At 33.3% G+C, this 12,975-nt stretch carries 13 protein-coding genes; 8 read left to right on the forward strand and 5 right to left on the reverse strand.

Features of this window, described 5'->3' with window-relative positions:
• Nucleotides 1-13: 13 nt before the first annotated feature.
• The gene (locus ssp1_RS01880; protein WP_118828092.1) at nt 14-817 is read left to right on the forward strand and encodes a Cof-type HAD-IIB family hydrolase; all 804 of its coding nucleotides are present in this window, start codon (nt 14-16) and stop codon (nt 815-817) included.
• A 62-nt stretch (nt 818-879) separates the two neighbouring features.
• Here the strand turns inward: ssp1_RS01880 and ssp1_RS01885 are convergent, their stop codons facing one another.
• A complete protein-coding gene (locus ssp1_RS01885; protein ID WP_075777992.1) occupies nt 880-1,872 on the reverse strand; it encodes a D-lactate dehydrogenase in 993 nt (330 codons plus the stop codon).
• 275 nt (nt 1,873-2,147) lie between these two features.
• Here ssp1_RS01885 and ssp1_RS01890 point away from each other — a divergent pair, with 275 nt between their 5' ends.
• The 6 genes from ssp1_RS01890 (at nt 2,148) to ssp1_RS01915 (ending at nt 7,602) form a co-directional block, all read left to right on the forward strand.
• Entirely contained in the window at nt 2,148-2,810 is a 663-nt protein-coding gene (locus ssp1_RS01890) for an NAD(P)H-dependent oxidoreductase (protein WP_075777993.1), read from the forward strand.
• Nucleotides 2,811-2,996: 186 nt separating this feature from the next.
• Complete coding sequence (locus tag ssp1_RS01895) at nt 2,997-4,490, forward strand: aldehyde dehydrogenase family protein (RefSeq protein ID WP_075777994.1); 1,494 nt, start codon at nt 2,997-2,999, stop codon at nt 4,488-4,490.
• 185 nt (nt 4,491-4,675) lie between these two features.
• Entirely contained in the window at nt 4,676-5,590 is a 915-nt protein-coding gene (locus ssp1_RS01900) for a phosphate/phosphite/phosphonate ABC transporter substrate-binding protein (RefSeq protein ID WP_049423944.1), read from the forward strand.
• Between the two features lie 77 nt (nt 5,591-5,667).
• Nucleotides 5,668-6,195: an LPXTG cell wall anchor domain-containing protein gene (locus ssp1_RS01905; RefSeq protein WP_232133599.1), complete on the forward strand. Its 528-nt coding sequence runs from the start codon at nt 5,668-5,670 to the stop codon at nt 6,193-6,195.
• Between the two features lie 183 nt (nt 6,196-6,378).
• Nucleotides 6,379-7,251: a helix-turn-helix transcriptional regulator gene (locus ssp1_RS01910; protein ID WP_075777996.1), complete on the forward strand. Its 873-nt coding sequence runs from the start codon at nt 6,379-6,381 to the stop codon at nt 7,249-7,251.
• A 15-nt stretch (nt 7,252-7,266) separates the two neighbouring features.
• Complete coding sequence (locus tag ssp1_RS01915; protein WP_075777997.1) at nt 7,267-7,602, forward strand: TM2 domain-containing protein; 336 nt, start codon at nt 7,267-7,269, stop codon at nt 7,600-7,602.
• A 152-nt stretch (nt 7,603-7,754) separates the two neighbouring features.
• Here ssp1_RS01915 and ssp1_RS01920 read toward each other — a convergent pair whose 3' ends face one another.
• Nucleotides 7,755-8,561, reverse strand: a complete 807-nt coding sequence (locus ssp1_RS01920) for a VOC family protein (protein ID WP_075777998.1) — start codon at nt 8,559-8,561, stop codon at nt 7,755-7,757.
• 137 nt (nt 8,562-8,698) lie between these two features.
• Nucleotides 8,699-9,004 (reverse strand): GNAT family N-acetyltransferase, encoded by a 306-nt coding sequence (locus tag ssp1_RS01925; RefSeq protein ID WP_259342328.1) that lies wholly within the window; start codon nt 9,002-9,004, stop codon nt 8,699-8,701.
• A gap of 140 nt (nt 9,005-9,144) precedes the next feature.
• On the opposite strand from ssp1_RS01925, the gene ssp1_RS01930 reads away from it, so the two are divergent.
• Nucleotides 9,145-10,008 (forward strand): PhzF family phenazine biosynthesis protein, encoded by an 864-nt coding sequence (locus tag ssp1_RS01930; RefSeq protein ID WP_107536139.1) that lies wholly within the window; start codon nt 9,145-9,147, stop codon nt 10,006-10,008.
• 56 nt (nt 10,009-10,064) lie between these two features.
• Here the strand turns inward: ssp1_RS01930 and ssp1_RS01935 are convergent, their stop codons facing one another.
• The gene (locus ssp1_RS01935; RefSeq protein WP_075778000.1) at nt 10,065-10,943 is read right to left on the reverse strand and encodes a LysR family transcriptional regulator; all 879 of its coding nucleotides are present in this window, start codon (nt 10,941-10,943) and stop codon (nt 10,065-10,067) included.
• Nucleotides 10,944-11,457: 514 nt separating this feature from the next.
• Nucleotides 11,458-12,885, reverse strand: a complete 1,428-nt coding sequence (aldA, locus tag ssp1_RS01940; protein ID WP_049424453.1) for an aldehyde dehydrogenase — start codon at nt 12,883-12,885, stop codon at nt 11,458-11,460.
• Nucleotides 12,886-12,975 lie beyond the last annotated feature (90 nt).

Here is a 12,975-nt window from a genome sequence, read left to right on the forward strand (position 1 = left end):
AGGGGGATTACACGTGATTAAGGCAATTGCAGTCGATATGGATGGGACATTTTTAGATTCAAATAAGCAATATGATTATGAACGATTCGAACACGTATTTAAAGCGTTGAAAGAACAAGGTATTGAATTTATAGCTGCGAGTGGTAACCAATATGCTAAATTGAAGTCGATATTTGGGGAAAGAGATATGTTCTTTATCTCAGAAAATGGTGCTGTCATTTATAAAGGAGATACATTATATCAATATCGCAGTTTTAATCATCAAGATTATCAAGATGTGATTGATTATTTACATAAAGATAGACAGATTGATCAAATGGTAATCTGTGGATTAGAAAGTGCTTATATTTTAGAAGATACACCGGAAGCATTTAAAGATGATACACGATTCTACTATCATCAATTAAATGAAATTACGCAGTTAGAAGATTTACCTGAAGATGAATTTGTAAAAATCGCGTTAAATATTAATAGGCAAACACATCCGCATTTAGATGATGAACTAAAAGCACGTTTTCCAAATACAATTAAGTTAGTATCGAGTGGACATGATAGTATCGATATCATTATGCCCAATATGACAAAGGGGCAAGCATTGGCCAGACTATTGGATGTATGGGAAATGCAACCCTCAGAACTGATGGTATTTGGCGATGCGAATAATGACAAGGATATGTTAGAATTGGCTAAATATAGTTATGTGATGAAAAATAGTCAGGATAAAACGTTGTTTGATATAGCTTATGATGTCGCGCCAAGTAATGATGACCAAGGGGTATTAACTACAATTGAAAATGTAGTACTTAATCTTAAATAATCAAAGACGCGTTGTGTTGATCATCGGTTTGGATCACTACAACGCGTCTTTGATATGTGATTTTAGTTTAATCGTGTTTCACAAGTGCCTGTATTAATAACAGATAGTGATGCATTTAAACCGCCTTCAACAAGGTTTTGTACAGCTTCATCAGAGAAGAATGCAATGTGAGGCGTAACTAAAATATTTTCATTGTCGATGAGTTCTAATAATGTGTCATCTTCAATTTTTTTATTTGTCCAATCAAATGTGAAATAAGGTGCTTCAAATTCATAAGTATCAATAGCTGCACCGTATAATGGGCCGTGATTAACAGCATCGATCAAATCAGGTGTGTTGATCACAGCACCACGAGCGGCATTTACAAGTACTGCCCCTTCTTTGACTTTAGAAAACATTGCTTTGTCGAACAAGTGATAACTTTCTTTATTAGCTGGTACATGTAATGAAATAATATCAGCACCATTAATAGCTTCTTCAACAGATGATTGATATTCAATGAAGTCTAATGATTCATTTGGATAAGCATCATAACCCACGACTTTAGCTCCAAAACCAGCATAAATTTTAGCCGTTGCCGCACCGATTCGACCAGTACCAATAATGGCTACAGTCATATTTTTAACTGGACGTGACATAATAGGCGCTGCCCAAGTAAAATTATGATTTTGTACGCGCTTTTCAATTGCAGGGAATTTACGTACTAATTGTAATGCGATAGATACAGAGTATTCTGCAATCGTTTCAGGTGAATAGCTAGGCACGTTTGAAATAATGATATCGTGCTTTTTAGCCAATTCTAAATCGTACATATCAAAGCCAGCAGTACGTTGTGCAATTTGCTTAATACCATATGCTTCTAGTTTTGGATAAACTTCTTCTTCAAGTTTACCGAATTGCATTGTAGTAACACCATCATAATCTTTAAGTTGATCAACTGTTTCTTTACTTAATAACTCAGGTGATGTAGTGACTTCAATATTATTTTTTTTACCCCAGTTTAATGCCATATCCTTTTCGTATTCTCTCGTACCGAAAAACATAATTCTTGTCATAATTGTTTACCTCATTTCTAAAATATAAGAAATCTAAAAATATCTAATTATTTATTAGTAAGACTGGAACTTACATCCACATTATATTGTGGAACTTTTCACAAATCAAGAGAAATATTAACTTTTCTTTTAAATAAGATGAATTAAGGATTAAGATGTTACATTTTCTTAATTTATAAATAATTAAGACACATCGATTCAGTTCAAATATTTTTTTGGAAAGGTCAAGTAAGCTATAATTTATAGTATAAAGAAATAAATAGGAGGCAATATAAGTGAACGATATGAATCAAACAATCATCGATGCATTTCATTTTAGACACGCAACAAAACAATTTGATGCATCTAAAACGATTTCAAATGAAGATTTTGAAACAATATTAGAAGCAGGTAGATTATCTCCAAGTTCATTAGGTTTAGAACCTTGGAAATTTGTAGTTGTTCAAAGTAAAACGCTTCGAGATAAGTTAAAACCACATAGTTGGGGTGCTCAAAAACAATTAGATTCCGCTAGCCATTTCGTGCTTATTTTTGCACGTAAAAATGTGACATCTCAATCACCATACGTACAAAATTTAGTGAAAAATGTTAAAGGATATGAAGAGAGTACAATCCCTGCAGTGTATCAAAAGTATGATGACTTCCAAACAGAATTCCATATCAATGATAACGAACGTACATTATATGACTGGACTTGTAAACAAACATATATTGCCTTGGGTAATATGATGACAAGTGCAGCTTTATTAGGTATAGATTCATGTCCAATTGAAGGGTTTGATGTAGATACAGTGACTCAAATCTTATCAGATGAAGGTATTTTAGACGCTGAAAACTTCGGCATTTCAGTTATGGCAGCCTTTGGTTATCGAGCAGGAGAACCACCTCACGGTAAAGTTCGTCAAACACAAGATGATGTAGTTGAATGGATTAATTAAAAAATAGATAATGGCTTATTAAACTATGATTTTTATAGTATAAGAAGTCTTTTTTGATTCAAATTTTGAAACAATGAGCATCTTGTTTTATTTTCATAATTGAAGCCGTTACAATGTTAATAAGAAAAAGTAAACGTTTACATTTCCGAAAGTATTTCAAATCAAATTAAAAAAGGAAGGGATACTATGGCAAATATTAACGTAAGAGATTATATCGATGAGCGTTACGGATTATTTATTAACAATGAATTCCAACAAAGTGAAACAGGAGAAACAATAAAAGTTACTAACCCAGCAAATGGTGAAGACTTAGCAGAAGTCGCAAAAGCAAGTAAAAAAGATGTGGATAAAGCAGTTGAAGCGGCTACAAACGCATTTGATAGTTGGAGTAAAATTTCAAAAGAAGAACGTGCAGACTATTTACTAGAAATTAGTCGTAAAATTCATGAGAATGCAGAACGATTCGCGACAATTGAATCATTACAAAATGGTAAACCGTATAGAGAAACATCAACGATTGATGTACCAATGGCAGCAAATCAATTTAAATACTTTGCAAGTGTGTTAACAACTGACGAAGGTTCAGTGAATGAAATAGATCATAATACGATGAGTTTAGTTGTGCATGAACCTGTAGGTGTTGTAGGTGCCGTTGTGGCATGGAACTTCCCAATTTTATTAGCTTCATGGAAGTTAGGTCCAGCACTTGCAGCAGGTAATACTGTTGTGATTCAACCATCATCTTCAACGCCATTAACATTAATTGAATTAGCTAAAATCTTCCAAGACGTATTACCTAAAGGTGTCGTCAATGTATTAACTGGTAAAGGTTCTGAATCAGGTGACGCGATTTTCAATCATGAAGGTGTTGATAAATTGTCATTCACTGGTTCTACAGATGTAGGTTACGGCGTAGCAAAAGCAGGTGCAGAACGTATTGTGCCTACAACATTAGAACTTGGTGGTAAGAGTGCCAATATTATCTTTGACGATGCAAATATTGATCAAGTGATTGAAGGTGTGCAATTAGGTATTTTATTCAACCAAGGTGAGGTATGTAGTGCCGGTTCTAGATTGCTCGTTCAATCATCAGTATATGACAAATTGTTACCTAAATTAAAAGAAGCATTTGAAAACATTAAAGTTGGCGATCCATTTGCAGATGATATTAAAATGGGAAGTCAAACTGGTGGAGAACAAATGGAAAAAATTCAAAGCTATGTGAAATTAGCTGAAGATGATCCAAATGCAACGATTCTTACAGGTGGTCACAGACTTACTGATAATGGTCGAGATAAAGGCTTCTTCTTCGAGCCGACGATTATTGAATTAAATGATAATAGCCACCAGTTAGCTCAAGAAGAAATTTTTGGTCCAGTCGTGGTTGTTGAGAAATTTGAAGACGAACAAGAAGCTATTCAAATTGCCAATGATTCTGAATATGGACTTGCAGGCGGTATCTTCACAACGAATTTAAACCGTGCATTAAATGTAGCTAAAGCGATTCGTACAGGACGTATTTGGATTAATACGTACAATCAAATTCCAGCAGGTGCACCATTCGGTGGATATAAAAAATCTGGTATTGGTCGCGAAGTATACAAAGATGCTATTAAAAACTATCAACAAGTTAAAAATATTTATATTGATACTTCAAACGAAACAAAAGGTCTTTATTAATAGGACATAGTATCAATTATTCGACAACCCTTTCATCTATTTTGATGAAAGGGTTATTCATATTTTAAAAATGATAATAATAACGAATGTTAAATTTTTGATAATGGCACATATTTAATTAATGATAATGTATAATACAATTAATATATTTATATATTAATATGGATTATGGAGTAAAGTGAAAAATGAAAAAAATGATTATATTAGTATTAATGTCTATATCGTTAATACTAATACTGGTTGGTTGTAGTCAATCTAAACAACAAACTCAAAAGAAAGATTATAAACCCGAAGTGTTAAACGTAGAATTTGTTCCATCTCAACATAGCGAGACACTCAATGCAAAAGTGAAACCATTACAAAAATTACTCTCTAAAGAATTAGGCATTCCAGTAAAAGTACATATTTCAACGAACTACAATACCATGGTTGAAGCACTAAAATCGAAAAAAGTTGATGTCGCCTTTATATCACCCGTGTCTTATACCATTGCACATGATCAAGGTGCTGCCGATGTACTTTTAAAATCTAAGGGCTATTTGGTAGACAAAAAAGGTAATAAAACGAATAAGCTTGTTGATTACTATCGCTCACAAATTGTAGTTAAGAAAGATAGTGATATGAAGGATTTAAAAGATTTAAAACATAAAAAGGTAGGTCTACAGGATGTTGAATCGACATCAGGCTATATATACCCGTTGGCAAGCTTAAAAGATAAAGGCGTCTCGCTTAATGACATTCACACGAAACAAATCAAAGGTTACGATCAAGCTTTAATTGCGTTATTAAATAACGATGTGGATGCAGTTGCTACATATCAAGATGCACGTGCAGACTTGAAAAAAGATTATCCTCAAATATATCAAGATACTAAAGTCATTTACCATAGTGACAAAATTCCGAATGATACTATTTCAGCTAGAAGTGACATGAGCCCATCTTGGAAGGATAAAATAAGTAAAGCGTTTATGCATATTAGTGAAACGAATAAAGGTAAAAAAGTAATTAGTGAGATTTATGGACATGAAGGCTATGAAAAAGCACATGATAAAGACTTTGATAAAGTGAGAGAATATAGACAGAAAATAGAAAATAAATAAATTTGAACAAAAGGACATTACATGACCACTGAATTGATTAAACTGTAAGCGTATTAAACAAATGGAGGTCATGGATGATGAAAAAAGGATTAATTGCAACAACACTAGCAGGAACAGTTTTAGCGACAGGTGTGTTAACTGGACAAGCACATGCTGCAGAACAAAAACAACCGATTTATGTATTTACGGAAAAGCAATTTAATGAACATAGAACAGGTGAAACTGAAGGATTTGGTGGGGGACCAGGTTCAGGTGTAGGTGTAGTAATAGGTAATGAAACGTATCAGCAGTATTTACAACGTGTTAAAGCATCGCAATATAATGCGGAACATTCTGGATTGCCAATTAAATATGTTTATCCTAAAGACGCTGAACAAAACAACATACAACAATCTGACCAAAATAATACAAACATGAATCATCAGTCAACAACAACACAAACTGTTGCTAATGCTCATCAACAACAAGAGCAATCAAGCCAAGCAACTGCATTACCAGAAACTGGACAACAAACTTCAAATAGCGGTGTTATGTTAAGTAGTATTTTGGGCATCATCGGTAGTGCCGTGTTATTGATTAGCCGCAAATTTAAGCAACAAGCATAAGTATTATTACTTCAATCATTGAAATAAATGGAATGATATAGAGGAATGGTCGCCATACTTTGTTCTTAAAGAATCAAGTAGCACGACTTTCCTCTCATTTTTATATCATTTTTTAGAAAAATAGATTAAACAGACAATATATGTCCATAGCATTTCTTATAATTTTACTAGGAGTTGATTGTTTTGGATAAAGCGACCCGAGTACTCAATTTATTTACTCGATTAATAAATGAAAATGTTGTGCTTACCTCAGATTTAACAGACTTAACAGATGTGAGTTCAAAATCCATTCAAAGAGATATAAATACGATCAATTTATTTTTTTATGAAAGTGATTTTTGGAGATTTCAACAAACAAAAGTGATTTATAATCGACGTCTTAATGGATATCAGTTAATTAATGACGCATATAATCAAAAAAGCTTACGACTCATAAGTTTATTGATTAAGATTAAAAGTTTAACACCAACACTACACAAGGAAATTTTTAACTTATTCGAGAGGGAAATTAATAGCCAAAATGTAGAAAATCAGAAAGTGTTGAAGTCAGTGTTAAATCATTTTAATGTAAGAGAAGAATCATTGCCAGGATATCAATTAATGACTTTACAAAGGGCGATTACACAACAACGCAATGTTAGATTTCAAATCGAGGGTCAAAACGACAAAATTGTAATCAAACCATTATCTCTAATGTACATGCATTATGACTATTGGTTAACTTACGAATATAAAAACGAAGTATCAACAATTTCTGTACGTTCGATAAGCGATATCAATGTATTAGAATCACATTTTAATCATGTTCATACGAAGACACCTATCACATTTGAAATTAATAAACAAATTTGGGAACAATTTAAGCAACAATTTTCAATTCAAAGTATGATTGAAGAACGTGAAGATACGTTAATCGTAGAAGTGAATTGTACCGATTTAGATGCATTTTACATATCCTATCAATTAGCTCCCTTAGCAAGAATGTTAGGACCACAACAATTAATCGATCAATTTGTTAATCGTTTAGAAGTAATTAAAAAGCAATATACTAATTAATGGGAGATTACATTTATGAATTTAGAAGAAAAGAATTATATCGAGAATCAAGTGACCAATCGGTCTAAGCAAACGAGTGTAGCGTATATTTTATGGTTTTTCTTAGGTGGATTAGGGGGACATCGTTTTTATCTAGGTAAGACCGGCTCAGCAGTAGGGTTATTAATTTTAACATTAGTAACAGCAGTGTTTACATTCGGTATTCCTACAATTATCTGGCTCATTATTGATGCTTGTCTTATTCCGGGGATGATTGAGGAAAATAAGGAAAAGGTTAGACGACATGCGACAGAAGAAGTATCAATGATGAATCACAATTCAAATCACAACTATAATCCATATCAAGACTAACATGCTCAACAAGGTCAATTTAATCAAGCTCAACCGCAAAACGGACAACAGCACTTTAATCAAGGGGCAAATGAAGAAGTAACAGAACAACAATTTAATCAAAATCAATAAAGCATAACAAAAAAGGTAGGACAAAGTGTCCTACCTTTTTATTATGCTTGAGGTACTTTAGTTTGATCTGAGTGCAAGTGTACAGTCAAGCCCTCTGGTGAAGTTAAAGTCTCTTCAGTTTGATTTGGTTTATAAATATCAAAGCCAGTTAAGCCATAACTATTGTCATTATCTTCGCGTTTTTTACTTGATTGCCAAGTGTTAGTTGCTAAATGATGATGATATTGATTGGTAGACATAAATAAGGCTTGAGGTAATTTAGATATATGTTGGAACCCAATTTGGTTAATATAAAAATCTTTAGCTTCTTCAATATGATGTGTTTTTAAATGAAGATGTCCAATTTTAGCATTATCAGGCATGCCGTCCCAACCATCTTCGGTTCTTTCTAATAATAATTTAGGACCATCAACTTCTAATGTATCCATTTTGACGAAGCCATCATTCCAAGTCCAACCTTCACTTGGGCGGTCGCTATATACTTCAATACCATTACCTTCTGGGTCGTTGAAATAAAAGGCTTGGCTCACAAGGTGATCGCCTGCTCCGATACGCATTCCTTTATTTGCTACGAAGTATAGAAAGTTTGCTAAATCTGTATCTGTTGGTAATAGATAAGCAATATGGAATAAACCAGCTTCTGAAGCGGCAGGTTGTCTGCCATCTTTGAGCACATTCATCGTTAGTGTATGACCGCTGTTGCCAATACCTAGAACCGCTTTATCTTCTGTTTGAGATATAACTTTAAATCCAAGAATATTTGTATAATAAGTCATCATTGTATCTAAGTCTTTAACGTTTAAATTGATATTTGTGATTTGTGTTGCAGTAGTGTCATGAAATGCCATTTTTGAATCCCCGCTTTTCTTTTTAATATATTTATTATAACAAGTATAAAAAGTATATTCAAGTAAAACTTTCAAAAAAGATGTGGGATAATGCAAATAGCGTCATTATCCCACATCGATTTGAGTGTTTTTCAATATTAGCCTAAATATACATCTTGTACTTGTTCATCTTTTTCAAGAACAGCTTTAGCAAATGGGCAAGATGCAATGATTTTTAAATTATTTTCACGTGCGTAGTCTACAACTTTATATACTAATTTTTTACCTAAGCCTTGGCCACCAAGTTCGTCGGCAACACCAGTATGATCAATATCAATTTCGTTATTATCTACAGATTTAAAGGTAATAACGGCTTGTGCATTATTTTCATCGTCACCTACATAAAATTTTTGATTGCCTTGTTTAATTTCTTCAGCCATGAAGCATCGCTCCTTTTTGAATATATAGTATATATTTATCACTAAATGGAAAGGATAAACATATTAACATACGTTATACAACATAAAGCACGATTATTGGTCGTTTACATCATTTAATAATATTGCTAATCTGAGTTTAATTAAAAGTCTAAGGTGGAGATGTTATGACACAGTTAAAATATATGCAAGTGGATGTTTTTGCGAATGATGATTATAAAGGGAACCCTGTAGCGGTTGTATTTGGAGCGGATTATTTAACGGATCGACAAATGCAAGATATTGCAAGATGGACGAATCTATCTGAAACGACATTTGTGTGCCAGCCAGACAATGAATTGGCAGATTATCGTTTACGTATTTTTACGCCTAATAATGAACTGCCGTTTGCAGGACATCCCACAGTAGGGGCATCGTTTGCGGTATTGCAAAATGGTATGATCCCGAAACATGAGCATTATTTAATGCAAGAGAGTGGCGTTGGTTTAGTGAAAATAGATATAGATCAAGGTAAAACATTCTTTAGTCTTCCTGAACCAAAAGTTTCTCAAATAGATGTGGAACAATTAGACGGTATTGTTAAAAGTTTAGACATTACAAACCAAGACATCAAAAGAGCTGAAAAGGTGAATATAGGTGCTGAATGGTTAACATTACAATTGAAAGATGCACAAATTGTAAAGGATTTACAGCCTAAATTTGAATTAATGCGTCAGTTTATTTATCCAGGTACGACAGGTGTTACCGTATTTGGTTCGTATGACTCTGAAGACGACGCTCAATTTGAAGTTCGTTCTTTTGCGCCTAATGAAGGGGTGAATGAAGATCCAGTTTGTGGCAGTGGTAATGGTTGTGTCGCAGTGATGGTTGAACGATATGATTTAGTAAAAGATAATGAATATACCAATACTCAAGGTTGTTGTATCGGCAGAAATGGGAAAATTAATATAAAACAAGAGCAGCCTTTAAAAATCGGGGGACACTCGAATATAATCATAGAAGGTTATATCACTGTAAAAGAAAATAAATAATAAAAATGGTGAATTGAAACAGACATGAGGCAATTTGTTTTAATTCACCATTATTTTTATATTTTAAAGTAGCTTTCATGTTCGATTAAATAGTTTTCAATAAATTTGAAAAAGGCTTCGTTTGCGGGATTGAGGGTCATATCCTTTAAAGTTGAAAGATAAATAGGTTGATTGAAAATAAACTCTTCATCTTCGATATAAGGTAAGTTGAGGTCTCTACATGATGAAATAGGAAGAAAGGAAAAGTTGTTTCGTTTTGATAATACTGAAGATATAAAGTGATCGTCTACATAGTTTTCATTATCGACGGATATATGTTTATAGGACAAGACTTCTTTAAACATACGATTAAATTCCGTATTTTGAGAAGAAAATAAAAATGATTTATACAAATCAGGATCACGTAAATCAATGTGTTGGCCATCTAAATATTTAGGATATGTAAGTACAATATCTTCAGTAATAATTTGTTTACAATGAATATGAGGATGAGTCAGCGCCATCGTATTTAATGTAAAGTGAATGTGTTGAAACAATAATTTCTGAATCATTTCACTGTTACTAATAATATCAATATTAAAGTTATTATCTGGATACTGATCAATAAATTGGTCAAATATTGTCATCATAAATCGACTACTAGATGTAGCAAAACGAACAGTATGTAGACGCATTGATTCATTTTCATGAATGATATCAGTGACTTGGCTTAATTCATTGAAAATAGTATGCGCAGACTCAAGTAGAAGTTGACCACTATCTGTTAATTGAATGCTACGTCCTTTTTTAATAAATAACTGTGTATTTAATTCATTTTCTAATTTTTTAATGGTCATACTAAGTGCAGGTTGGCTAATGTATAACTTTTGTGCTGCTACGGTATAGTTTAAATACTCGGCAACGTAAGTAAAATATTTTAAATGTAATAACTCCATGTAGGACCTCCTTTAAGATGAATTGAAAATGTTAAGATACGTTTTAAATAAGAGGTCGGGACAAAATCGTTTAGGATTTGAGCAGAACCGAACGATGATAAAGAACTACTTCCTTATTCATAGGTTAGTAGTTCTTACAAACTCAATAGTTGAGTTTTTTCATTTGAATTGTTTTCCAAATTTTGACGAATCATGAGTGTTTGCCCAACTTGCATTATTTGCAGAAATTGGAATGCCAATTTCTCTATGTTGGGTCCCTTCTGCCGATCATCCTGTTTTTGGGACGCCGTTAATCGGTTTCCCAAAACACAAAAACTTTATGTCTCAACCTCAGTTATTTGATTCATAGATCATTTGTTTGATTTGTTTGTTGTGATAATTAATATAATTACATTATACCTTTATTAAAAATCTTATTACAGATATTAGAACTGTGCAAATTGCAAAGAATTAAGATATGTAATTGAATATGATGTTATATAAAAAGAGCACATATTGATGTGCTCATGAACTATTATTGATATCTAATATAAGACACGGTCGTGTTGTAATATTCCTCAAAACCATGAATACCATCGGCACCACCAAGACCAGATTCTCTCCAACCGGCATGATAGCCATTCACGACTTCTTCTGCTTCACAATTGGCATATACTTCACCAAATTTGAGTCGTTCCGTAGCTGTCATGACTTCTGATAAATCATTAGAAAAGATATATGAAGATAGTCCTGCATTAGTGTCATTAGCATCATCAATGACTTGCTCAAAGTTTTGATAAGTTGTGATAGCTAAAACAGGTCCGAATATTTCTTCTTTAAAGACAGCGTCTGTTTGTTTAACATGATCAAGTACTGTTGGTGCATAGAAGTAACCAGGACGATCTAGTTTATGACCACCTAATACAAGTTTAGCGCCATTTTGCACTGCTTCTTGTACTTTTTCATCAATACTGTTTAATTGGGTTTCATTGATGATCGCACCGAAGTCAGTTTTATCATCTAATGGATCGCCGACTGTAAGAGATTTCATTTTTTCTGTGACTTTATCTACAAATGTATCGTGGATATCTTCATGCACAAAAATTCGTTCAGGGCATGTACATACTTGTCCTGCATTTTTAATACGTGCAGTGACAATATATTCTACAGCTTTATCTATATTAGCGTTTGGCGTAACAATCACTGGTGCATTGCCACCAAGCTCTAAATTGACTTTTTTAACTGTGCTTGCTGCATTTTCGAATACAGCTTTACCAGCACGCATACTACCAGTTAGTGAGATAAGTTGAATATCCTTATGTCGTGCTAATTGAGTCCCTACTGTCTCTCCTGTGCCTGGTACAATTTGAACTAGTCCTGCAGGAATGGTAGATGCCTTGAATAGTTGAGCTAAACGTAATGTGAGTAACGTTGTTTCTTCGCTTGGTTTAATGATAACAGAACAACCTGTTACGATAGCAGGTATGACTTTACGTAGTAATACTAAGATAGGTGCATTCCAAGGCACAATGCCAGCTGTGACACCAATAGGTTTTTTAGTGAGTTGGATTGTTTCGTTTTCTACACTATTTTGTAATACTTCGCCTTTATTACTCATACTTAAACTGGTCATATAATCAATAAATTGAATGGATTTATCGATTTCGCCTTGAGCTTCAGCTAATGTTTTACCCTGTTCTTTAACGTATAATTGAGCTAGCTCATCTTTATTTTGTTCAAATAGAGGAATAAGCAATTTAACATGTTCGGCACGGGTAGGTTGTGGGATTTTTTCCCATTCTAATTGTGCTTGTTTCGATTTTTCGATAGCTTGATTGACTTCATCCTTTGTCGCGAATGTGATGGTATCTATCTTTTCTCCAGTAGCTGGATTAATCACATCCATCGTCTCATTCGAGTTACTTTCAATAAATTCGTTATTAATAAATAATTGATTCGTCATCTCAAACACCTCCACAATTTATATTCCCTAAACTATCGATGATTAAATATAAAAAAAGGTCGGCATGGAAATATGCCAACCTGTCATTGC

The sequence above is a fragment of the Staphylococcus sp. M0911 genome (assembly GCF_003491325.1).
In the GTDB taxonomy this organism is placed as follows: Bacteria; Bacillota; Bacilli; order Staphylococcales; family Staphylococcaceae; genus Staphylococcus; species Staphylococcus warneri_A.

Coding starts and splice junctions, on each gene's coding strand:
- ssp1_RS01885 (WP_075777992.1), bottom strand. CDS start 1,872: ATGACAAGAATTATGTTTTTCGGTACGAGAGAATACGAAAAGGATATG.
- ssp1_RS01895 (WP_075777994.1), top strand. CDS start 2,997: ATGGCAAATATTAACGTAAGAGATTATATCGATGAGCGTTACGGATTA.
- ssp1_RS01900 (WP_049423944.1), top strand. CDS start 4,676: ATGAAAAAAATGATTATATTAGTATTAATGTCTATATCGTTAATACTA.
- ssp1_RS01905 (WP_232133599.1), top strand. CDS start 5,668: ATGAAAAAAGGATTAATTGCAACAACACTAGCAGGAACAGTTTTAGCG.
- ssp1_RS01915 (WP_075777997.1), top strand. CDS start 7,267: ATGAATTTAGAAGAAAAGAATTATATCGAGAATCAAGTGACCAATCGG.
- ssp1_RS01920 (WP_075777998.1), bottom strand. CDS start 8,561: ATGGCATTTCATGACACTACTGCAACACAAATCACAAATATCAATTTA.
- ssp1_RS01930 (WP_107536139.1), top strand. CDS start 9,145: ATGACACAGTTAAAATATATGCAAGTGGATGTTTTTGCGAATGATGAT.
- ssp1_RS01935 (WP_075778000.1), bottom strand. CDS start 10,943: ATGGAGTTATTACATTTAAAATATTTTACTTACGTTGCCGAGTATTTA.
- aldA (WP_049424453.1), bottom strand. CDS start 12,885: ATGACGAATCAATTATTTATTAATAACGAATTTATTGAAAGTAACTCG.